Annotated in this window: 18 protein-coding genes, 1 tRNA gene and 4 pseudogenes; 15 read left to right on the top strand and 8 right to left on the bottom strand. The window is 58.4% G+C overall.

Translation table 11 applies throughout. The annotated features are described in order from the left end of the window. Window positions 1–68: 68 nt before the first annotated feature. The 3 genes and pseudogenes from HU742_RS09650 to HU742_RS27060 form a co-directional block, all read left to right on the top strand. Complete coding sequence (locus HU742_RS09650) at window positions 69–284, top strand: TIGR02450 family Trp-rich protein (RefSeq protein WP_186637449.1); 216 nt, start codon at window positions 69–71, stop codon at window positions 282–284. 145 nt (window positions 285–429) lie between these two features. Further along, window positions 430–1,209, top strand: a pseudogene (locus HU742_RS27055) (PAS domain-containing protein); the annotation flags it as partial. Between the two features lie 105 nt (window positions 1,210–1,314). Then, window positions 1,315–1,764, top strand: a pseudogene (locus HU742_RS27060) (methyl-accepting chemotaxis protein); the annotation flags it as partial. A 5-nt stretch (window positions 1,765–1,769) separates the two neighbouring features. Here the strand turns inward: HU742_RS27060 and HU742_RS09660 are convergent. The 6 genes from HU742_RS09660 to HU742_RS09685 all read right to left on the bottom strand — a co-directional run bounded on the left by HU742_RS09660 (window position 1,770) and on the right by HU742_RS09685 (window position 8,693). Beyond that, window positions 1,770–3,350 (bottom strand): ABC transporter ATP-binding protein, encoded by a 1,581-nt coding sequence (locus HU742_RS09660; RefSeq protein WP_186642330.1) that lies wholly within the window; start codon window positions 3,348–3,350, stop codon window positions 1,770–1,772. 26 nt (window positions 3,351–3,376) lie between these two features. Next, complete coding sequence (locus HU742_RS09665) at window positions 3,377–4,399, bottom strand: ABC transporter permease (RefSeq protein ID WP_186637440.1); 1,023 nt, start codon at window positions 4,397–4,399, stop codon at window positions 3,377–3,379. Next, the gene (locus tag HU742_RS09670) at window positions 4,399–5,457 is read right to left on the bottom strand and encodes a microcin C ABC transporter permease YejB (protein WP_186637437.1); all 1,059 of its coding nucleotides are present in this window, start codon (window positions 5,455–5,457) and stop codon (window positions 4,399–4,401) included. Before HU742_RS09670 ends, HU742_RS09665 begins: the two co-directional genes overlap by 1 nt. Beyond that, on the bottom strand, window positions 5,457–7,325 hold the full coding sequence (locus tag HU742_RS09675; RefSeq protein WP_186637930.1) for an extracellular solute-binding protein: 1,869 nt from the start codon (window positions 7,323–7,325) through the stop codon (window positions 5,457–5,459). Before HU742_RS09675 ends, HU742_RS09670 begins: the two co-directional genes overlap by 1 nt. Window positions 7,326–7,452: 127 nt before the next feature. After that, window positions 7,453–7,752 carry a peptidylprolyl isomerase gene (locus tag HU742_RS09680; protein WP_496197674.1) on the bottom strand — a complete coding sequence of 100 codons (300 nt, stop codon included), beginning with the start codon at window positions 7,750–7,752 and terminating at the stop codon, window positions 7,453–7,455. Window positions 7,753–7,808: 56 nt separating this feature from the next. Further along, window positions 7,809–8,693 carry an esterase/lipase family protein gene (locus HU742_RS09685; RefSeq protein ID WP_186642331.1) on the bottom strand — a complete coding sequence of 295 codons (885 nt, stop codon included), beginning with the start codon at window positions 8,691–8,693 and terminating at the stop codon, window positions 7,809–7,811. Window positions 8,694–9,020: 327 nt separating this feature from the next. On the opposite strand from HU742_RS09685, the gene HU742_RS09690 reads away from it, so the two are divergent. Then, on the top strand, window positions 9,021–10,064 hold the full coding sequence (locus tag HU742_RS09690; protein WP_225923552.1) for a hypothetical protein: 1,044 nt from the start codon (window positions 9,021–9,023) through the stop codon (window positions 10,062–10,064). 38 nt (window positions 10,065–10,102) lie between these two features. On the opposite strand, the gene HU742_RS09695 is transcribed toward HU742_RS09690, so the two are convergent. Both HU742_RS09695 and HU742_RS26885 read right to left on the bottom strand, forming a co-directional pair. Then, window positions 10,103–11,173 (bottom strand): 3-deoxy-7-phosphoheptulonate synthase, encoded by a 1,071-nt coding sequence (locus HU742_RS09695; RefSeq protein ID WP_186637429.1) that lies wholly within the window; start codon window positions 11,171–11,173, stop codon window positions 10,103–10,105. 330 nt (window positions 11,174–11,503) lie between these two features. Next, window positions 11,504–11,632: a hypothetical protein gene (locus tag HU742_RS26885; protein WP_264082666.1), complete on the bottom strand. Its 129-nt coding sequence runs from the start codon at window positions 11,630–11,632 to the stop codon at window positions 11,504–11,506. Between the two features lie 183 nt (window positions 11,633–11,815). Between HU742_RS26885 and HU742_RS09700 the strand changes: the two genes are divergently transcribed. The 11 genes and pseudogenes from HU742_RS09700 to HU742_RS09750 form a co-directional block, all read left to right on the top strand. Next, on the top strand, window positions 11,816–12,250 hold the full coding sequence (locus tag HU742_RS09700; protein ID WP_186637427.1) for a GNAT family N-acetyltransferase: 435 nt from the start codon (window positions 11,816–11,818) through the stop codon (window positions 12,248–12,250). Window positions 12,251–12,376: 126 nt separating this feature from the next. Further along, complete coding sequence (gacA, locus tag HU742_RS09705; protein WP_003200277.1) at window positions 12,377–13,018, top strand: response regulator transcription factor GacA; 642 nt, start codon at window positions 12,377–12,379, stop codon at window positions 13,016–13,018. A gap of 2 nt (window positions 13,019–13,020) precedes the next feature. Beyond that, the gene (gene uvrC / locus HU742_RS09710; RefSeq protein ID WP_186637425.1) at window positions 13,021–14,844 is read left to right on the top strand and encodes an excinuclease ABC subunit UvrC; all 1,824 of its coding nucleotides are present in this window, start codon (window positions 13,021–13,023) and stop codon (window positions 14,842–14,844) included. Window positions 14,845–14,876: 32 nt separating this feature from the next. Then, window positions 14,877–15,437 (top strand): CDP-diacylglycerol--glycerol-3-phosphate 3-phosphatidyltransferase, encoded by a 561-nt coding sequence (gene pgsA / locus HU742_RS09715; protein ID WP_039589536.1) that lies wholly within the window; start codon window positions 14,877–14,879, stop codon window positions 15,435–15,437. Window positions 15,438–15,500: 63 nt separating this feature from the next. Continuing rightward, a tRNA-Gly gene (locus HU742_RS09720) sits at window positions 15,501–15,576 on the top strand. Window positions 15,577–16,414: 838 nt separating this feature from the next. Next, window positions 16,415–17,326, top strand: a complete 912-nt coding sequence (locus tag HU742_RS09725) for a LysR family transcriptional regulator (protein WP_186642332.1) — start codon at window positions 16,415–16,417, stop codon at window positions 17,324–17,326. 108 nt (window positions 17,327–17,434) lie between these two features. After that, the gene (locus tag HU742_RS09730) at window positions 17,435–18,625 is read left to right on the top strand and encodes a CaiB/BaiF CoA transferase family protein (protein ID WP_186642333.1); all 1,191 of its coding nucleotides are present in this window, start codon (window positions 17,435–17,437) and stop codon (window positions 18,623–18,625) included. After that, complete coding sequence (locus tag HU742_RS09735; RefSeq protein WP_186642334.1) at window positions 18,622–19,551, top strand: hydroxymethylglutaryl-CoA lyase; 930 nt, start codon at window positions 18,622–18,624, stop codon at window positions 19,549–19,551. Before HU742_RS09730 ends, HU742_RS09735 begins: the two co-directional genes overlap by 4 nt. A gap of 88 nt (window positions 19,552–19,639) precedes the next feature. Beyond that, window positions 19,640–20,971, top strand: coding sequence for an MFS transporter (locus HU742_RS09740; RefSeq protein ID WP_186642335.1), 1,332 nt, complete (start codon window positions 19,640–19,642; stop codon window positions 20,969–20,971). Between the two features lie 274 nt (window positions 20,972–21,245). Next, window positions 21,246–22,424 (top strand): annotated as a pseudogene (leuC, locus tag HU742_RS09745) (3-isopropylmalate dehydratase large subunit); the annotation flags it as partial. Then, window positions 22,408–22,593 (top strand): annotated as a pseudogene (locus HU742_RS09750) (hypothetical protein); the annotation flags it as partial. The pseudogenes leuC and HU742_RS09750, both read left to right, overlap by 17 nt. Between the last annotated feature and the right edge of the window lie 30 nt (window positions 22,594–22,623).

Below are 22,623 nucleotides of genomic sequence, written 5' to 3' on the forward strand. Positions count from 1 at the left end.
CGTGGTTGAACGTTCAATAAAATTGTACAGTTAACTCATCTTGTACATGAATTGGTTTGGAACGGCCCATGAATAAATTCAACCCCCGAAAGCTCAAGCTTTCCAAGTGGACGGCTTGCGCGCCGGTCAATCGCGAGAAGCATTTTCTCGTCATCCAGCTGCTTTGCGATGAGCAGGGTGCGCCGATTCAGGTTGAACTGCAGGCCGTTCACAGCGCGCGCGTCGAACTGCTGGATTGGCGCGAACTGTGTGATAGCAAGCGTTGGAAAATGGGCTGGAGCTGATGACCGCTTCACGGCTCAATTATTACTTGTACATAAATAAAAAACTGTACAAGTTTTGTTGAATGATGGCTTAATAATATCCAGCCACGGGCAAGGCTTTCAGACGGCCATTGCCACGCATTCAACGCCTCCGGGAGCCGTACCCATGTTCATTCGTTCACGCAAGCATAAGGACGCCTTGCACGAAATCCAGGCCAGGCAGGCAATTCTTGAAGCGGAGCGGGCGGCGCTTCATGGCTCGATGGCAATCGTCGAGTTCACGGCAACGGGGGAAGTGCTCGGCGCCAGCCCGCTTTTTCTGAAAATGACCGGCTATTCCCTCGACGAGGTCCTGGGCAAGCACCACTCGATGCTCTGCGAACCCGCCTATGGACGCAGTCGAGAAAGCGCGGCGCTGTGGCAACGGTTAGGACAGGGCGAGTCCGCCGAAGCTCGGTTTTTACATCTGCGTCGCGATGGCGGCGGGATGTGGGTAGAAGCCAGCTATGCCCCCGTGCGCGATGACGAGGCAGGCGTGCAGCGCGTCATCCAGGTTGTGCGCGACGTCAATGACCGTGTGCTCCGTGCGCAAACCGAATCCAGTTTCATGCAGGCGATAGACCGCTCCATGGCGGTCATCGAGTTTGATCTGAGCGGCACCGTGGTGCGGGCCAACGAGAATTTCCTCAAGGTCATGGGGTTTCGCCAGGAAGAAGTGCTCGGCCAGCATCACCGGCTGTTTTGCAAACCCAGCGAAGTGCAGGACGAAGCCTATCGTGGCTTTTGGGCCGCGCTGAACCGTGGCCAATACATGAGCGGGCTTTTCCAGCGCGTCGACAAACGAGGCGCAACGGTCTGGCTGCAAGCGACCTACAACCCGCTCTACGATGCCAATGGCCGTTTATATGGGGTAGTCAAGTTCGCCACGGACAACACCCGCGAGGTCGAGCAGCGTCAGACCGAATCCAAAGCGGCGCGATTGGCCTTCGAAACGTCCCGCAAGACCGATGAACACACGCAGTTTGGCACCTCGGTGGTCCAGCAAACGGTAACGGTGGTGCAGAGCATTGCCGATGAGTTGCAGCAAGTCGCCTTGGGCATCGGAGCCCTGAGCGCCCAGTCCGAGGAAATCGGCAGCATCGTCGATGCCATTCGAGGGATCGCCGAGCAGACCAACCTGCTGGCGCTCAATGCGGCGATTGAAGCGGCCCGCGCCGGCGAACAGGGTCGCGGTTTCGCGGTGGTCGCCGATGAAGTGCGCAACCTTGCCCGCCGCACCAGCCAGGCCACCGTCGCCATTTCTGATGTCGTCGGCAAGAACCGCGAACTGGCCAAGCAGGCGGTGACCAGCATGCAGTCCAGTACGCTCAAGGCAGAGCAGGGCGTGAAGCTGGCGAATCAGGCGGGCACGGTCATTCTCGATATCCACCGCGGTGCGCAGCAGGTGGTCGAGGTGATTGGCGAGTTTGCCCAGGCCATGGACCAGCGCGGCGAGGCCTGATCGAGTCAGGCCTGCCCCGGATGCGCCGCCGCCAATAACTCCTTGGTGTAGGGATGCTGAGGCGAGTCGAATACGTCGTGGCTGGCGCCTTGCTCGACGACCTTGCCGTCCTTGATCACGATCATGTCGTGGGCCAGGGCGCGCACCACCGCCAGGTCGTGGCTGATGAACAGGTACGTCAGGCCGTGTTTTTCCTGAAGCTGGCGGAGCAGGGCGACCACTTGTTTTTGCACGGTACGGTCCAGGGCCGAGGTCGGTTCGTCCAGCAGGATCAGCGCCGGCTTGAGCACCAATGCGCGGGCAATGGCGATGCGCTGGCGCTGGCCGCCGGAAAACTCATGGGGATAGCGGTGGCGGCCCTGCGGGTCGAGGCCGACTTCCTTGAGCGCCTGGATCACACTGGCTTCGCACTGCTCGGCGCTGGACCGACTGTGTACTTCAAGCCCTTCGCTGATGATCTGTTGCACCGACATGCGCGGGCTGAGACTGCCGAACGGGTCCTGGAACACCACCTGCATCTGCTTGCGCCACGGCCGCAGCTCTTTTTGCGACAGATGCTCCAAGGCCTGGCCCTGGAAACGAATGCTGCCTTCGGATTCGATCAGCCGCAGGATCGCCTGGCCGAGGGTGGACTTGCCGGAGCCGGATTCGCCGACGATACCCAGGGTCTTGCCACGCTGGATGCTCAGGCTGATGCCGTCCACCGCGCGTAAATATTCCTTGCGCCGCAGCAGCCCGCCGCCGAGCGGGAAGCTGACCCGCAGATCCTCCACCTGCAGGACATCTTCGCGTTCGTCCCGGGGCAGGGCTTCGCCTTCCGGTTCAGCGTTCAATAGCTCGCAGCTGTAAGGATGCCTGGGTGCGCAGAAAAGGGTTTCGCAAGGCGCTTGTTCGACGATTTCCCCGGCTTTCATCACACATACGCGCTGGGCGATGCTGCGCACCAGGTTGAGGTCGTGGCTGATCAGTAACAAGGACATGCCGAGCCGTTGCTGCAACGATTTGAGCAGCAGCAGAATCTTGCGTTGTACCGTCACGTCCAGCGCAGTGGTCGGTTCGTCGGCAATCAACAGTTCCGGCTCGCAGGCCAGGGCCATGGCGATCATCACGCGTTGGCGCTGGCCTCCGGATAACTGATGAGGGTAGGCCTTTAGCCGTTCGGCGGGTTTCTGGATACCGACGAGGGCGAGCAATTCGAGGATGCGCTGGCGTGCTGCCTTGCCACCCAGGCCCCGGTGCAGCATCAGGGTTTCGCCGATCTGTTTTTCAACGCTGTGGAGTGGATTGAGCGAGGTCATCGGCTCCTGGAAAATCATCGCGATCCGGTTGCCGCGCAGCTCCCGCAGCGTCTTGGCCTCGGCGCCGACCAGCTCCTGGCCTCGATAGCGAATGCTGCCGGTGGTGCGCGTGCCGGTGTCGGGTAGCAATTGCAGGATCGAATGCGCCGTGACCGATTTGCCCGAGCCTGACTCGCCCACCAGGGCCAGGCACTCGCCGGGGCGGATGTCCAGGCACAGGTTTTTTACTACCGTCTGGTCGTTGAAGGCCACGCTCAGGTCGCGGATTTCGATCAGGTTGTCGCTCATATCAAGGTTCCGCTTCATGGCTGTTTTCAAGAGCGTGGATCAAAGGCGTCGCGCAACGCCTCGCCAATGAACACCAACAGGGACAGGATCAGCGCCAGGGTGAAAAACGCCGTCAATCCCAGCCACGGCGCTTGCAGGTTCTGCTTGCCCTGGGCGATCAACTCACCCAATGACGCGCTGCCGGCCGGCATGCCAAAACCGAGGAAGTCCAACGCTGTCAGCGTGGAAATCGCCCCGGTGAGAATGAACGGCAGGTAACTCAGCGTGGCGTTCATGGCGTTGGGCAGGATATGCCGCACGATCACCTTGCGGTCGGTCAGGCCCAAGGCCCTCGCTGCTTTCACGTATTCAAGGTTGCGCCCGCGCAGGAATTCGGCGCGGACCACGTCCACCAGGGCCAGCCAGGAAAACAGCGCCATGATCCCCAGCAGCCACCAGAAGTTCGGCTCGACGAAGCCGGACAGGATGATCAGCAGGTAAAGCACCGGCAGTCCGGACCAGACTTCCAGCAGGCGTTGCCCGAGCAGATCCACCCAGCCGCCGTAGTAACCCTGCAAGGCACCGGCGGCGATGCCGATCAGGGCGCTGATGGTGGTGAGGGCGAGGGCGAACAGGATAGATACCCGTGCGCCGAAGATCACCCGCGCCAGTACGTCCCGGGCCTGGTCATCGGTGCCCAGCCAGTTGACGGTCGAAGGCGGGCTGGGGGCCGGTTGATTGAGATCGTAGTTGGGCGTGTCATCGCTGAACGGGATGGGCGGGAAGAGCAGCCAGCCGCCGTCCTTGTGAATCAGGTCCTGCACGTAGTTGCTGCGGTAGTCGGCCTGGAACGGCAACTGCCCGCCAAATTCCTGCTCGGTATGACGCTTGAACACCGGGAAATACAGCGAGCCCTGGTGGCTCACCACCAGCGGCTTGTCGTTGGCGATCAGTTCACCGCCCAGGGTCAGGACAAACAAACCGATGAACAGCCACAGCGACCACCAGCCGCGACGGTTTTTCTTGAAACGCTCGAAACGCCGCCGGCCCAACGGGGAAAGCTTGAACATCAGGCGTTCCTCGCGGCGAAGTCGATGCGTGGGTCCACCAGGGTGTAGCAGAGGTCGCCGATGAGTTTGATCAGCAAGCCGAACAACGTGAAGATGAACAGCGAGCCGAACACCACCGGATAGTCCCGCGACACAGCGGCCTCGTAGCTCATGCGCCCCAGGCCGTCGAGGGAGAAGATCACCTCGATCAGCAACGAACCGGCGAAGAACACGCTGATGAACGCCTGGGGAATGCCCGACACCACCAGCAACATCGCATTGCGGAACACGTGGCCGTATAGCACCCGACGTTCGCTCATGCCCTTGGCCCGCGCAGTGACCACGTACTGGCGGGTAATTTCGTTGAGAAAGGAGTTTTTGGTCAGGATGGTCAGGGTGGCAAAACCGCCGATGACCAGCGACGTGACCGGCAATACCAGATGCCAGAAGTAATCGGCGATCTTGCCCAGGGTCGACAGCGATTCAAAGTTGTCCGACACCAGCCCGCGCACCGGGAACCAGTTGAGCGAGGTGCCGCCGGCGAAGATGACGATCAGGAACATGGCGAAGAGGAACGCTGGCATGGCATAGCCGATGATGATCGCGGTGCTGCTCCAGACATCGAACGCCGAACCGTGGCGCACGGCTTTGCGAATGCCCAGGGGGATCGACACGAGGTAAGTGATCAGTGTCGCCCAGAGCCCGAGGGAGATGGTCACGGGCATTTTTTCCAGGATCAGGTCGGTGACCGAGGCACCGCGAAAAAAGCTCTTGCCGAAGTCCAGGCGGGCGTAACTGGTGAGCATCAGCCACAGGCGTTCGTGGGCCGGCTTGTCGAAGCCGTACTGTTTTTCGATGTCCTTGATCAGTTGCGGGTCCAGGCCACGGCTGGCGCGGGAGCTGCCGGTCATGGCGTTGCCCGAGCTGCCGACACTGGCGCCACCGACGCCTTGCAGCTGGGCGATGGCCTGTTCCACCGGTCCGCCCGGTGCGGCCTGGACGATGACGAAGTTCACCAGCAGGATGATCACCAGCGTGGGGATGATCAGCAGCAGGCGCCGCGCAATATAACCCCACATCAACGATGCCCTCCCGGTGTGCCACGCTTGATCCGTTCAGCGGTCATCTGCTCGTTGGTCAGCGGCGTGGTGCTGACTTCCCACCAGCTTTCGATGGCCTCGTCATTGCTCGCCTGGATTTTCGGCATGCCAAAGCGATTCCACCACACGGTCGAACTGCCCGGCGGATAGTAGTTGGGGATCCAGTAGTAATTCCATTGCAGCACCCGGTCCAGCGCGTGGGCATGGCGGAGCATATCGCTTTGGGTGGTGGCCTTGACCAGGCCATCGATCAGGGCATCGACGGCGGGGTCCTGCAGCACCATGTAATTGTTCGCGCCCGGGTCGTTGGCCGCCGCGGAGCCGAAGTAATTGTAGAGCTCCATGCCCGGCGAAGTGCTCACGGGGTAGCCGGTGATGATCATGTCGTAGTCGCGGCTCATCAGGCGATTGACGTACTGGGACGAGTCGATGCGTCGGATGCTCATGTCGATGCCGATCTGCGCCAGGGTTCGCTTGTACGGCAGCAGCAAGCGATCGATACCGTTCTGAGTGACCAGGAAGGTGAAACTCAGGGCCTCGCCTTCAGCGTTCACCAGGCGGTCGCCGTCGGGTTTCCAGCCCGCCTGCTCCAGCAGCGTCAAGGCTTGCAGTTGCTTGTCACGGATGACGCCGCTGCCGTCGGTCTTCGGTGCCTGAAATACCTGAGTAAACACCTCATCGGGTATTTTGCCGCGCAACGGTTCGAGGATCGCCAGTTCACCCGCATCGGGCAGTTGCCGGGCGGCGAGATCGGTGTTGGAAAAGTAGCTCTGTTGACGCACGTAGAGGTTGCGCATCATCTGGCGGTTGCTCCACTCGAAATCCCAGAGCATCGCCAGCGCCTGGCGTACGCGACGGTCCTGGAACTGTGGACGCTGCAGATTGAACACGAAGCCTTGGGCCGGCTGGGGCGCTTGGGTGGCGAGGTGGGCTTTCTGCAAGCGGCCGTCGTGCAAGGCCGGGCTGTCATAGCCAATGGAGAAACCGGTGGCGGAAAACTCACGGTTATAGTCGTACGCGCCGCCGCGCAGGACCTGCCGGGCGACATCGGTGTCGCCGAAGTATTCAATACTGAAACGGTCGAAATTGTAGAGCCCGCGGCTGACCGGCAGGTCCTTGCCCCACCAATCGGCATTGCGCTGGAAGGTAATGCTGCGCCCCGAGTCGACTTTGCTTACGCGGTACGGGCCGCTGCCCAGAGGCGCTTCGTAGCCGCCTCCGTTGGCAAAATCACGGGTCTTCCACCAATGCTCGGGAAAGACCGGCAGGGTGGCGATGTCCAGGGGCAGGGTGCGATTTTCGTTGTTCTTGAAGTCGAAGCGAACGGTGCGTTCGGACTCCACCTCGACGCCTTTGACGGCGGCAAATTGTGTGCGATAGCGCAGGCTGCCCTGGGTCATCAGCAGCTCGAAACTGTAGCGCACGTCTTGCGCAGTGATGGGCTTGCCATCGGCAAAACGGGCCTTGCTATTAAGGTAGAAACGCAGGGACAGACCATCCTCGGCGCGTTCCATCTTCTCGGCGACCAGCCCGTAGACGGTGTAGGGCTCGTCCAATGAGCGCTGGGCCAGCGGCGAATAAAGCATTCCATCGACCTGGCTGACACCGATACCTTTGTCGATGTACGGCAGCACATGGTCGAAGTGGCCGATTTCCATGGCTGAGCGGCGCATCGTGCCGCCCTTGGGCGCCTGGGGGTTGGCATAGGCGAAGTGGCTGAAGCCTTCGGCGTACTTGGCCGGTTCGCCATAAACCGTCAGGGCATGTTCGGGTGCGGCATTCACGCTTGCAGCGCCTGTCAGCAGGACCACCGCAGTGAATAGCCAGGAGGGAAACGCCAGTCGCATTGTCAGCCTTAAAGCCGGGTGATAGGTGACCACGATTTGTACCCGAGCGGCGAGCTGATCGCCAGCCCCTCGAGTCATAAACATAACGGCCCACCGAAAGGCGGGCCGTCATGTAGATCAATCGGGATCAGTCCTGGCGGCTGGTCACTTCCAGCAGGTGGTAGCCGAACTGAGTCTTGACCGGGCCCTGGACCACATTGATCGGGGCGCTGAACACCACGGTGTCGAATTCCTTGACCATCTGGCCAGGACCGAATGAGCCCAGGTCGCCGCCCTGACGGCTGGATGGGCACGAGGAGTTGGCCTTGGCAACTTCGGCGAAATCAGCGCCGCCTTCAATCTGGGTCTTGAGTTCGTTGCACTTTTCTTCGCTGGAAACCAGGATGTGGCGGGCAGTGGCTTTGGCCATGGGAAATTTCCTTTCAATGTCTTTAAAAGTGCTCAGCCTACCGGAATCAGTACGGGTTTGTTGTCAAAATTGCGTCAAAGCCCGACGATTCGCAGGCGTTCGGCGTGCTTGATGTAGAGCTCCGTGGAGTTGATAACCTGTTGCTGGCCCGCGCAGGCCGTCTGGTTGATGGCGCCTAGGTGGTCCATTGGATAGTCGGAGCGAATGACCTTGCCCAAATGCGAGCTGAACCGTCCGACGACGCCGTCGTTCTGCCCGGCCTCAGTGATGAAGTATTCGGAAAAGGCCCTAAAGAAAGCATGCAAGGGGGCTGGCGTGGCAGCGCAGGTTTGGTCAGCAGCGTCTTGCACCGTGCCGCTCCAGGAATAATAGCGAACGCCGTTGACCAACTGCGGACCATTGCCCCCCCAAGTCTTGGGCAAACCCTGAGGGTATTTGTCATTGAACGCGCCTACGCCTTCGGTGGTGAGCGCTGACAGTGCCGCGATGGCGTTCAGCGGCAGCTGCGTCTGGCCGCTGATCGATGAGATGAAATCGGCGAAAAGGGTGGCGACCCGATTAGCCACATGCTCCGGCAGGCGCCCAGGCGTCAGGGCCTTGCGCAAGTAATCCGCCAGCTCGGACCCGTGGTTGGGCCCGCTGACGGACGTCACCGAGGCGACGCTGTCAGGCGCCAACGCGGCCGCATAGCGGGCGGCCAGCGCACCCTGGCCGTGGCCGATCAGGTTGACCCTGGCCGCACCGGTTCGCTCCAGGACCCGTTCAATCTGTGCGAGCAGCTGTGCGCCGCGTGCCTCATTGGAATGGGTGGCCGACAGGTACGGGATGAACACTCGGGCGCCGGCGGTAAGCAATGCCTGTCTGATGTCGTGGAAGAGTTCGGACGTACCGATTCTGTCGAACCCGAACAAACCATGGACCAAGAGGATGGGAAAGCGGGTGGTTGCATTCCGTTGCATGTTCGTACCTTTTTCGAAGAGGTTCACGTGGAGTTGCCGGTCCACTCTAATCCAGGCCATCACTGGGCGGTGTAGGACGAAACCGCTGCTAGCTGCGGAAAGTGGAGTAAATAACGCGGGATATTTTCCGGAGAAGTCGGACCGCTCCCACGATCGCTAGATGCGTCCGATGGCCTTTGCCCTTTGAAGCGACAGGTACTGGCGCAGGAGGCTACGCCCGGTGTCGTCTTGTCTGACTGTATGTTTGGGCACAAGAGTTTCTAATGGTCCTTCCGGTGCCGTTCCCAGGAAACGGCACCTTTATCCAAAGGACTGGAGTCTGGAAAAATGACCATTGAATCGCCTGCTGATAAAAGCAGGCCTCTAGCGCGCCGGCTATCGGCGCCCATATTTGCGAAGGCCAGAGAAGGCGTGATAGATCCCGCCTGGCGCAAGGCTGTCATCACGGTCAAGGCGTACCCAATGATGACGTGTGGCGATGAACTGCTGCTGTATTGGCATGGACTCAATAATGAAGGCGAGCCTTACCAGCACGAGGTTCGCCGGTTTGTCACGGAACGACAGGTTGGGCACGACATCGTTTTTGTAGTGCGCGGAGACCATATCGCTGAGTTGGAAGGAGGTTCGCTGGAAATTTCCTATCAGGTAGTCGGCAGACAAATTCCGGCCGCATGGGCGTCACAGTCTCTTCAATTGGAAATCGGCGATGTGTCACCTCATTTGTTGCCACCCATCGCGGATGATGCGGTCGGCGGCAGTCTTGACCCGGGACGGGTACCGGAGGGGACGTCGTTGACAGTGCGGCCCTATTCGAAGATGGCGGCAGGAGATCGGTTGATCCTCATCGCCAGTCGGGACTCCAAGCCGTTGTGGCGGGATGTGCTGGATATAGAGGCCCATGCGGTGGGCCGTACGGTATCGTTCTGGATCGAACACTCGCTCATTGCTCCTCACCTCGGGCACTCGCTGACCCTGAGCTATGTCGTCAGGCGCGGGCATTCGGTGCGCCGTGCCGAGCCGTTGTCTATCCGGATAGGTCCTCTGGTGCGTCCCGCCCTGCAAGCGCCCCGCGTACAGGAGCTAGGCGAGGGCTGGCTGGATGTCGACGTGCTCCCGGGCGCGGCGACGGTCGTCATCGATGGCGTTGGGCTGGAGGCGGGCGAATGGGTCTGGTTTCAGTGTAACGGAGCCGGATTCACTGTCTACGAGCGGGAAATCACCGAGGCGACAGCAGGCCAACCGGTGGTCTTTACTGTACCGATTGACTTTTGGCAGGCGCAACGCAACAGATCAGTGAGCGTGTTCTATCAGGTTGAGCGTCTGGATGATGTCAGTCAGCGATCCCCGGATCTTACTTTTCAGGTTCGTTGAGCAAAGCCCTGCCTTCAGGGAGGGCTTGCCACGCAAGATCAGATCCCCAGTCGCAATCGGCGATGCGCCTGGCGCAGCAGTTGCTCGGTGGACTCCCAGCCCAGGCACCCGTCGGTGACCGATACGCCGTAGCGCATCGCCGGGCCTAGTGGCTGGCAGCCTTCGAACAGGTGGCTCTCCAGCATCATGCCGATCAGGGCGCGGTTGCCTTGCAGTCGTTGTTCCAGCACCTCGTTGAACACCTGGGGCTGACGCAGCGGATCCTTGCCGCTGTTGGCGTGGCTGCAATCGACCATGATGCGAGTCGGGATCTTGAGGCGCGTGAGGTCCTTGTGTATCTGGGCCACGCTCTGGTGATCGTAGTTGGGACCGCTATGGCCGCCGCGCAGTACCAAGTGGGTGTCGGGGTTGCCCTGGGTCTGGATGATTGCCGGATGTCCCTGGCTATCGACGCCGAAATGCCGGTGGGGATGGGCAGCCGAACGCATGGCGTCGCAGGCGATGCCGACCCCGCCGTCCGTGCCGTTCTTGAAGCCGACCGGCATGCCCAGGCCGCTGGCCATTTCCCGGTGAATCTGTGATTCGGTGGTGCGGGCGCCGATGGCGACCCAACTGAGCAAGTCGTCGAAGTAGCCGGCGGCCATGGGTTGCAACAGTTCGGTGGCGACGGGCAAGCCCAACTGCAGCATTTCGCGCATCAGCTCCCGGGACACGGTCAGGCCGGTGGCCATGTCATCGCTGCCATCCAGGCCAGGATCGTAGGCCAGGCCTTTCCAGCCCACGGTGGTGCGGGGCTTTTCCACGTAGGCGCGCATGACCAGCAGCATGCTGTCGCTCACTTCGTGGGCCAGGCGAGCCAGGTTGGCGGCGTATTCGAGGGCGGATTTCGGGTCGTGGATCGAGCAGGGCCCGACGATGACCAGCAGGCGGGAGTCCTCACCGTCGAGGATCGCGCGGATGGCTTGGCGATGGGCATTCACTTGATGGCTCAACGCGGCGCTGAGCGGTAATTGGTGCTTGAGTTGCAACGAGCTTGGTAGACGCAGCGTCAGGGCTTCGTTGGCAGGGTTGAGCGTGGACAGCGGCAAAGCGGCGATGGACGAATTCATGATCTGGCTTCCTGGGCGAGCAGCGGGTTCGTTCCCGCGCCGGCCCTACTGGGGTGTTCGACAATTGGCCGTAATGGCCCGCAATGTTGGCTTGCCACCGGTAGGTGACCTATCGGAGGCGGCAGGCTGTCCCGAGCGGTGGCTGGTAAATCGCCAGGCGGAAAAACTGTCGTTACGGTAATAAGTGGTGTAGTTCATGGCTCGATCCTCAAGTTGTCTGGTGTCGCAAATGTCAGGGGCCGGAAAAACAAAACCCCCGGTCGGGAGGCCGACCGGGGGTTTGGAAAAACTCTGGTAGGCGACCCGTTTAAAATGGCCGCCGGTTGGGTATCAGGCGCGCCAGTGGCTAAACCAATACCCAAAATAAAAGCTGACTGGAGCCTGCACGCCGTTCACTCGGGCAGCCGCAACCGAGCGCAGGGCGCTGGCGGTTTGAAGCGGTGCAAGGGCGTCGAACATGATTTGTCTCCGATGAATGGACCTGAGCTTACCCGAGCGCGGTGCGGGCCTTCAATAACAAAATTCTATCGGCTGGCGAAAGTATTCGCCGCGCTTGAGTCCGACTGGCTTTATGACAGACTTATGCCAGGCAGCATGGGGCGGGGCAAGTCCTGCCAGTGCCAGCACTTTGACGAGGTTTCCATGAGCTTTGAATGGCGTGCGGCCGAGGCCAATGACATCGAATACGCCCGGCAACTGACTTGCGACAATATGCTTCCCTACTATCTGCGCCATGATTTGCTGTGGCAGGACGAAGCGTTCGATCTGGCCTGGGTCATTCGCCAGAATTGGATTATCCAGCGTGACGGCCAGGCGCTGGGTTTCGTCAGCCTTAGCCGTGACGCTCGTGCCCTTTATATTCGGGAACTGCAGATCGACAAGGCGTTTCGTCGGCAGGGTGCCGGAACCTGGGCGATCGGACAGGTTTGGGACCTGGTGGGGCTTGAGCGGCGACCGGCGTTGCGCCTGACCGTATTCAATGACAATCCAGCCAGGGCTCTCTATGAGCGCATGAAACTGCGCGTTGTCGGTGAGGATGAGTGTTTCTTGAGAATGCAGCGAGACGTCGATGCTTGAATCTTCGGATATCAGGCCAGCGAAGATGTGTTGTAACTTTTATCTGCCTGTTTGCGCTAGGTCTGCCGAACGCTTTTTTGCTAAGGTGTGGGCAACCCATATAAGACCAAATCGTGAGGTGTCTGCTTGATTAGGGTGTTAGTGGTCGACGACCATGATCTCGTCCGTACGGGCATTACACGAATGCTGGCTGACATCGATGGCCTGCAGGTAGTTGGCCAGGCCGAATCCGGGGAAGAATCCCTGATCAAGGCACGTGAATTGAAACCCGACGTGGTGCTGATGGACGTCAAGATGCCGGGCATAGGCGGCCTCGAGGCCACGCGTAAACTGCTGCGCAGCCATCCGGATATCAAGGTCGTTGCGGTGACCGTCTGCGAAGAAGATCCGTTCCCCACCCGCTTGTTGCAGGCGGGCGCCGCGGGTTATCTCACCAAGGGCGCCGGTTTGAACGAGATGGTCCAGGCTATCCGCCTGGTATTTGCCGGGCAGCGCTACATCAGCCCGCAGATCGCCCAGCAGTTGGCAATCAAGTCTTTCCAGCCGACCAACGATTCGCCCTTCGATGCGCTGTCCGAACGAGAAATCCAGATTGCGCTGATGATCGTCGGCTGCCAAAAGGTCCAAATCATCTCCGACAAGCTGTGCCTGTCGCCCAAGACCGTCAATACCTACCGTTACCGTATCTTCGAGAAGCTTTCGATCAGCAGTGACGTCGAGTTGACGCTGCTGGCGGTGCGCCATGGCATGGTCGACGCCAGCGCCTGAAAATGACTGAACTGTTTGATCCAAGTGCCTTCCTGTCCACCTGCAGCGGCCGTCCCGGCGTGTACCGCATGTTCGACAGCGAGGCGCGCCTGCTTTACGTCGGCAAGGCCAAGAACCTCAAGAAGCGCCTGGCCAGTTATTTCCGCAAGACCGGCCTGGCGCCGAAGACTGCCGCCCTGGTAGGGCGTATCGCGCAAATCGAAACCACCATCACCGCCAATGAAACCGAGGCGTTGCTGCTGGAGCAGACGCTGATCAAGGAATGGCGCCCGCCGTACAACATCCTGCTGCGCGATGACAAATCCTACCCGTACGTGTTCCTGTCCGACGGGGCGTTTCCGCGCCTGAGCATTCATCGCGGAGCCAAGAAGGCCAAGGGACGCTATTTCGGTCCTTATCCTAGCGCCGGGGCGATTCGCGAAAGCCTGAGCCTGCTGCAGAAAACCTTCTTCGTTCGCCAGTGTGAAGACAGTTACTACAAAAATCGCACCCGGCCTTGCCTGCAGTACCAGATCAAGCGCTGCAAGGCGCCTTGCGTTGGGTTTGTCGAGCCGCAGGTCTATGCCGAGGACGTGCGTCACTCGGTGATGTTCCTGGAAGGCCGCAGCAATGCACTGACCGATGAGCTGTCGGCAGCCATGGAAGACGCGGCGGTCAACCTTGAATTCGAGCGCGCCGCGGAACTGCGTGACCAGATCGGCCTGCTGCGCCGCGTGCAGGATCAGCAAAGCATGGAAGGCGGCAGCGGTGATGTCGATGTCGTAGCCGCATTCATCAACCCGGGCGGCGCCTGCGTCCACCTGATCAGCGTGCGGGGCGGTCGAGTGCTGGGCAGCAAGAATTTCTTTCCCCAGGTGGGGATCGAGGAGGACGTGTCCGAGGTGATGGCGGCGTTCCTGGGCCAGTACTACATCAGCAGCCCGGAACGCGACTTGCCCAGCGAGTTGATCGTCAACGTCGTCCACGAAGATTTCCCCGCGCTGATCGAAGGCATTGATAAGCTCCGTGGTCGCGAACTGACCATCAGCCATCGCGTGCGCGGCACCCGGGCGCGCTGGCAACAACTGGCCGTGACCAATGCCGAACAGGCCCTCGGCGCGCGCTTGGCTAATCGCCAGCACGTTGCCGCGCGATTCGAGGCGTTGGCTGACGTTCTCAACCTGGATGAGCCGCCACAGCGACTGGAGTGCTACGACATCAGCCATTCCAGCGGCGAGGCGACTGTCGCCTCCTGCGTAGTGTTCGGTCCGGAAGGTCCGATCAAGTCGGATTACCGGCGCTATAACATCGAGGGCGTTACTCCGGGAGATGACTATGCAGCCATGCACCAGGCGCTGATGCGGCGCTTCGGCAAGCTGAAGGACGGGGAGGGCAAGTTGCCGGACATCCTGTTGGTGGACGGTGGCAAAGGGCAACTGTCCATGGCTCGCGACGTGCTCAATGAGTTGTCGGTCCCGGACCTGATCTTGCTCGGCGTGGCCAAGGGTGCGACGCGCAAGGCCGGATTCGAGACGCTGTACCTGAACGACGCGGCCCATGAGTTCACCCTGAAAGGGGATTCGCCGGCGCTGCACCTCATTCAGCAGATCCGCGACGAAGCTCACCGCTTCGCCATTACCGGACACCGTGCACGTCGTGGCAAAACCCGCCGAACCTCAACGCTGGAGGGCGTGGCAGGGGTTGGCCCGACGCGCCGACGCGATTTGTTGAAACATTTTGGTGGATTGCAGGAACTGTCTCGTGCCAGCATCGAGGAGATAGCCAAAGCACCCGGTATCAGTAAAAAGCTCGCTGAGTCGATTTATGCAAACCTGCATAGCGAGTAGAATGCCCGTCAACCTCGTAGCCAGTTGTGCCGATGAATATCCCAAACCTGATTACCGTTCTACGCGTCCTGCTCATCCCGATCTTCATATTGCTGTTCTATTTACCGTATCACTGGAGCTATGTGGCCTCCGCCTCGGTCTTCGCCTTTGCCGCCGCGACCGACTGGCTCGACGGCTACCTGGCCCGACGCCTGGAACAGAGCACGCCATTCGGCGCGTTCCTCGACCCGGTGGCGGACAAGCTGATGGTCGCCGTCGCCCTGGTGCTGCTGGTGCAGGAACACGGCAACCTCTGGCTGACCCTGCCGGCGGCGGTGATCATCGGGCGGGAAATCGTCGTATCGGCCCTGCGCGAATGGATGGCCGAGCTGGGCGCACGCGCCCAGGTCGCGGTGTCGAACCTCGGCAAATGGAAAACCGCCGCGCAAATGCTGGCCCTGGTGATCCTGCTGGCCAACCCGTCGGACTTCACCTTCTGGGTGCTGCTGGGTTACGGATTGCTGCTGGTGTCCGCTGGCCTGACGCTGTGGTCGATGGTCCAATACCTGCGCGCCGCCTGGCCGCACCTGCGGACTGACGTTGATCCGAAATAAACTTTTTTTGAATCAAAGGGTTGACGGCGTGTTTCGATTCTATAGAATGCGCCACACCAAGACGCGGGAATAGCTCAGTTGGTAGAGCACGACCTTGCCAAGGTCGGGGTCGCGAGTTCGAGTCTCGTTTCCCGCTCCAAATATTTAAAAATGGATCTCTGAAAAGAGGTCCATTTTTTTTCGTCCCAAGAAAAGTTTTTTTTTGGTTTTTTGCCGCGCCTCCCTAAAAGCAGTCAGCAACGGTTGGTGTGCAACTGCATTTCCATGGCGGCATGAAGAAGTCGGACGACCTCAATCATGCCGACGTTTACAACGCGATAAAACACCATATGCCATGGGCCTTTGGCCGACCCATGAGGGCGTTCGGGCGACCAAAGTCCCGCGAGACAGGGCGTACAATTAATGTGATCGTTGCCGGATACGGTCAGTATCAGCGGCTTCGGATTGGCGGAATCAAGGGCCGTTCTGACTGTTGCGCAAGCGACCGCGCATTAAGTTGTCGCTTCCATAACTGCGGCTAAACTCGATCTTGCTGGCCAAGACGGATCGGCGGCAGTAGTGAGTTTCGTTGGTCCCGTTGAATATCTATCTTCGAGACAAGGAGCCGTCAGACTTCGCTAGACTCGCTTCAGCAAAGATAAATCAATCTTACCCATGCATACGTGGTGAACAATGCGGCGCTGTCTTCGACCTGGCTCAACCAAATCTTTCACTTTGCTATGGAGAAGGGGCTAATTGATGTGAGCCCGGCCGTAGACCTTGATATCGTTGCCGAGGCGTACGTACAGGAGAGCTACGGGCGGCGACGCCAGACCAATGCGACCTAGAATGGGATCTGGCGGGTACACTACCGCGCCGCTGTCGAAAACCTAGATTTTGTACGAAAAGAATTGCCGCATACGTCTCAGACTGCAGACCTCACGCCCGCCGGCTGCACTCGGTTAGCTAGTTTTTCTCTCCATTCCTGGAAACGTCTAATGCTTCATAAACAGCTCATCCGGCGCCTGGATCTAGTAACCCTGCAGTTGTTCGTGGCTGTCCATGAGGAAGGCACATTGACGCGCGCTGCATCGAGAGAAGCCATAGCAGTTTCGGCTGCCAGCAAGCGGTTGGTGGAGCTTGAAGCGGTGTTGGGCATACCCTTGTTTTCGCGCACTGCAAAAGGAATGACGCTGACGGCGGCGGGTGAAACGCTCTTACACCATGCCCGTCGTATGCTGACCGAGGTTGAGAAGGTCGGTATTGAGGTTGGGGAGCACTTGCAGGGGCTGCGTGGCTACGTTCGCATGCTTGCCAATCTGTCGGCGATCATCCAGTTCTTACCGGAGGATCTGCACGATTTCGTATTAAGTCATTCTCAAGTGAAGGTTGATTTGGAAGAGCGCCCTAGTGATGGGGTAGTTCAAGGCATCATCGACGGTGTGGCCGACGTGGGTATCTGTTCGATGGATAGCGATTCGCAAGGTCTCTTCAGCGTGCCATATCGCCGTGACCGCCTTATCGTAGCCATGCGCAATGACCATCCCCTAGCAAGCTTTGACGAAGTCGCATTTCTACAGACATTGAAATACGACCAAATAGGCCTGCACTCCGCCAGCTCCATCAATAACCGTATCCATGCAGCGGCGAAAGCGCTGGGCGAACCCTTGCGCCTGCGTATTCATGTTCCAGGTTTCGACGCGGTGTGCCGTATGGTTCAAGCCAATATGGGCATCGGCATTCTGCCGCTAAAAGCGTTTGAGCTATTTGGAAGGGGGTTGGACCTGACAGCGGTACACCTCAGTGATGAGTGGTCCAACCGTACGCTGATGTTGCTGGTGCGTGAGCGCGAGTCCCTGTCGCCGGTTAGCCGGTTGTTATTTGATCATCTACAACAATCCCAGCCTTGAAACCTTCGTTCGCGAAACGCGAACACCCCTTTCCAAATCACCGTTGGATTATGCGGGGATCTGTCCTCTAGTCTTGGCTCAAATTCCAAGAAATACAGAGGACAACCCATGACTGCTCTTAGCGGTATCCGCGTAATTGAAATCGGTACCCTTATCGCTGCCCCTTTTGCTGCGCGCATCATGGCGGAGTTTGGCGCTGAGGTTATCAAGATCGAGACGCTGGGGCAGGGGGATCCCCTTCGAAAATGGCGAAAGTTGCATGAGGGCACCTCCCTTTGGTGGTACCTGCAATCGCGGAACAAGAAGTCTTTGGCGCTGAATCTCAAGTCCCCCGAAGGCATCGCTATCGTCAAGCAGCTGGCGAAAAGCGCTGATGTTCTGATTGAAAACCTGCGGCCTGGTGCACTTGAAAAATTAGGTATTGGCTGGGATGTTCTCCATGCGCTGAACCCAAAGCTGACATTGGTGCGGATCTCCGGCTATGGCCAATCGGGCCCGTATCGTGACCGTCCTGGTTTTGGTGCTATTGGCGAGGCGATGGGCGGAATTCGGTACACCACCGGCACCCCCGGGATTCCACCCGCACGCGTCGGCGTGAGCCTTGGAGACTCGCTGGCTTCGATGCATGCGGTCATCGGCGCACTGATGTCGCTCTTGCGGGTCAAGACGGGGCAGGGTGAAGGGCAAGTGGTGGACGTGTCACTGGCAGAAAGCGTCTTCAACGTGATGGAAAGTCTCGTGCCGGAGTACGACATGCTTGGCCATGTCCGTGAGCGCAGCGGCGGCTCGCTACCGGGTATCGCGCCGTCGAACACCTACCCTACCGCCGATGGTGCGTACGTTGTCATTGCAGGCAACAGCGACCCTATTTTCAAACGTCTTATGGCTGCAATTGGTCGGTCTGATTTAGGCGAGGATCCTGCTTTTGCGCACAATGATGGTCGGGCTATCCAGTGCGACCTGCTTGATGAGGCCATCAGCCAATGGAGCTCCAGGCATCCCATCGATTTCGTCCTCGACACTCTGGAAAAGGCCGAAGTGCCTGCCGGGCGCATCTACTCCGTAGCGGACATCGTTGCCGACCCACACTACCTGGCTCGCGGCATGATTTTAGATGCAGATCTGCCGGGTGGAGCCTCCGTCAAGATGCCAGGCATCGTGCCTAAAATGTCGGACACGCCAGGCAATGTGAATTGGCAGGGACCAAGCCTGGGTCAGCACACCCGAGCGGTGCTGGGCGAGTTAGGTCTGAGTGAAGAGACGATTCAGCGCTTGAAGGATGGGGGGGTGGTGCAATGATTACTGACTACTCGCAGCGCCTCATCATCCAGGAAGTCTCCCCGCGCGATGGGCTGCAAATTGAACCTGTCTGGGTTGAAACAGCGGACAAGATCAACCTGATCAATGAGCTGTCGTTGTGCGGTTTCAGCCGCATCGAAGCGGGCTCTTTTGTCTCCCCCAAAGCCATTCCAGCCTTGCGCGACGGGGAGCAAGTGTTCCAGGGCATCAAGCGTCATGCTGATGTGATCTACGTTGCCCTCATACCCAATTTGAAAGGCGCTCAGCGGGCTATTCAGGCCAATGCAGACGAACTGAACCTGGTGTTGTCGGCAAGTCAAAGCCATAACCAGGCGAATATGCGAATGACCCGCGAACAATCGCTGGCCGCATTTGATGAAGTGGTGTCGCTTGCCCGCGACAGCACTGTCCGCCTGAACGGCACGGTCGCGACAACGTTCGGCTGCCCCTTCGAAGGCCACATTGACGAGGACGTCGTCATGCGGTTGGTCGAAGCCTATCTGGAACTCGGTGTACAGGGCATTACGTTGGCAGATACAACCGGCATGGCAAATCCCCGTCAGGTTTATCGACTTGTGCAACGCCTGCTAGGTCAGATGCCCGCATCAGCCATAACCCTTCACTTTCACAATACCCGTGGCTTAGGCCTGAGCAACGTATTAGCGGCTTACGAAGCTGGAGCTCGTCGTTTTGATGCTTCGCTGGGTGGGTTGGGTGGTTGCCCTTTTGCGCCGGGTGCATCCGGAAACATATGCACCGAAGACCTGGTAAATCTCTGTGATGAGATGGGAATTACTACTGGCGTAGACCTCCAGCATTTGTTGACGCTATCGCGCACTTTGCCCTCATTACTGGGACACGACCTGCCTGGGCAAGTTGTGAAGGCAGGGCGCAACTGTGATCTGCATCCGTTACCCCATAACTGAATCTGATTTCCATAAGACGACCAGTGTCGTCAACCAGACAACAAAAACAAAAGGAGCCCCTGAAGGGAGCTCGCCTGGAGAAAGTACCATGTCCATTTCTGTTTCTACCGCTGATGTAGGCACCTCTGCTGCATCCATAGATGAGAAAAAGCTGATTTCAAAAGTGGCGTGGCGTCTCATGCCGCTGATCATGGTCTGTTATTTATTCGCGTTTTTTGACCGAATAAACATTAGCTTCGCAAAGTTTCAGTTGCAGGCTGATCTTGGATTAAGTAACACCGCATACGGATTGGGCGCGGGGCTGTTTGTAGTCGGTTATGTGTTGTTCGAAGTCCCCAGCAACATGATGCTTTACAAGGTGGGCGCACGTCGCTGGATTGCACGCATCATGATGTCCTGGGGTGTAGCAACGGCGTTGATGATTTTCGTGACGACCGAATGGCAATTCTATGTCCTTCGATTTCTTATCGGCGCCATGGAAGCGGGCTTTGCGCCAGGTGTGCTCTACTATTTAACGTTATGGTTCCCGCAAAACTATCGCGGTCGTATTACCTCAACATTGTTCCTGGCCTCTGCTTTCGCCGGGTTGATAGGCGCGCCCGTGTCCGGTTTGGTACTGGGGCATATGGACGGTTTATTCGACGTGCGTGGCTGGCATTGGCTATTCCTGCTGGGGGGCATTCCCTGCGTAGGTCTAGGTCTGGTGGTTTTTTTCACGCTAAAAGATCGCATTGCTGATGCCCATTGGCTAAGCGCAGATGAACAAACCTACCTGGCCTCTCGTATTGCAAGCCATGAGCCTAATCAGAAACATGGTTCTTTGCTGGCGGCCCTGAAGTTGCCAGGCTTCGCGATGCTGGCGTTCATTTATTTCCTGATTCAAGTGGCGTCCTACGGGCTTAACTTCTGGGCTCCACAGCTGATCCGAAGTGCAGGGACTGAAAGCCCGACTATTATCGGTCTGTTAACCGCCGTACCCTACGTATGCGGTGCGATCAGCATGCTGGTGATTGGCCGTTTGTCTGATGCAACAGGCGAGCGACGTAAGTTTGTCTGCGGCTTGATAGTTGTGGGTGCAATCGGGTTCGTCAGTGCCGGAATATTCGCCAATCACACGGTGTTTTTGATCGTGTCACTGGCGCTGATGGGCACCGGTATCATCGCCTCGATTCCGGCATTCTGGGCCTTGCCGCCGAAGTTGCTTGCGGGCGCCGGGGCCGGGGCTGCTGGCGGCATAGCGTTAATCAATACGGTTGGTCAAATGGGCGGTATTGTCAGTCCGGTGATGGTCGGGTTTATAAAAGATGTTACCGGTAGTACAACTCCAGCTCTTTACCTCATTGGCTTTACCAGCCTGATCGCCGCAGCACTTCTAATTTGGGGCTTGCCTGAAAGTCTCAGAACTCGCGATAAAAGATAATCTTCAAGACTGCCGACGTGGAGAGAGTTGTTGGCAGTCTTGAATTACTCGCATGGCTTAGCGACTGACGTTGCTCAAAGGGTAGTTTTGCTCCTGGATCATAACTTGAGAAAAATTTCTCAGTGGGCGTTTCGGGGACAAAACAACTGCTTCGGCCACCAATGAGATTAAATTGGTTGATATATCAAAGTTAATTCGTGCTCCCCCGATTCATTCACTGATTCCGCCGCTCCCGCCCCCCACCACGCAGGTGAGTTGGCGGAATCAGTAAGGCATTACTGACCACATAGCACGTCGCCAGGTTGAAGCGCTGGAGCGTAATTGTGCGGAGTTCAAACTTCCGCTTTTCGCCATGAACGACAAGCGTCAGGGGATCCTGCACGTCATTGGCCCGGAACAAGGCTTTACGCTTCCCGGCATGTCGATTGTATGGCGACTCCCATACAACGACTCATGGCGCATTTGCTGCACTTGCTTTTGGGATCGGCACCTCCGAGATAGAGCATGTACTTGCAACCCAGTGCCTTTCTATGAAAAAGCTCAAAAGTATGAGGGTGAACATAGAAGGAATGCTCCATTCACGCATCGCCTCCAAGGATCTCGCACTGGCAATGATCGGTCAGATCGGTACTGCGGGCGCCACGGGTTACGCCATTGAATTTACTGGTGCAGCTGTTGAGGCCATGACGATGGAGGCGCGCATGACCCTCTGCAACTTGGCCATTGAGGCAGGGGCACGATGCGCAATGGTGGCTTTTGATGACACAACCGCCGCCCACCTTAAGGTAAACCCATGGCGCCGACAGGTCAGCGATGGGATGAGGCTGAGCGTTACTGGCGGACGCTGCATAGCGATGCCGGAGCTACGTTCGATGCTGAAATAACGATCAATGCTGAAGCTGTTCGGCCCCATGTTACATGGGGAACGTCGCCCGAAATGGTGGTCGACATTGATGGGCACGTCCCTTTTCCGAATGACGAGCCCGATCTTGTAAAGCGTCAGGGTATCAGTCATGCACTTGCGTACATGGGTTTAGAACCTGGCACGGCAATCCGCGATATCTATCTGGATAAAGTTTTTATTGGCTCGTGCACTAACTCAAGAATCGAAGACCTTCGCATAGCCGCTTCGGTCGTGAAGGGGCAAAAGGTCTCCAATGTGATAAAGCAAGCTTTGGTAGTCCCCGGCTCAGGTTTGATCAAGCGACAGGCAGAAGCCGAAGGGTAAGATAAAGTATTTATCGAAGCAGGGTTTGAGTGGCGAGACGCCGGCTGTTCGATGTGCCTGGGGATGAATGAGGATCGGCTAACGTCAGGCGAGCGCTGCGCATCTACGTCCAACAGAAACTTCGAGGGGCGTCAGGGGCCTGGTGGTCGAACTCACCTCGTCAGCCCTGCAATGGCCGCCGCAGCGGCTATTGCAGGCCACTTCACCGATGTCGAAGAGCTTTGAGGTCAACAGGCAAGCATTCAACCAGTTAGACAGCAAGGTAGTTCCGTTGGATCGCGCCAATGTAGACACTGATGCGATTCTCCCGAAGCAGTTCCTGATGATCATCGAGCGCAGCGGTTTTGGCCCTCATCCCTTCGATGAATGGCGTTATTTGGATCATGGCGAGCCTTAGCGTGTCGGTCAGTCTATCTATTGACCG

The organism is Pseudomonas marvdashtae (assembly GCF_014268655.2).
GTDB classification, from domain to species: domain Bacteria; phylum Pseudomonadota; class Gammaproteobacteria; order Pseudomonadales; family Pseudomonadaceae; genus Aquipseudomonas; species Aquipseudomonas marvdashtae.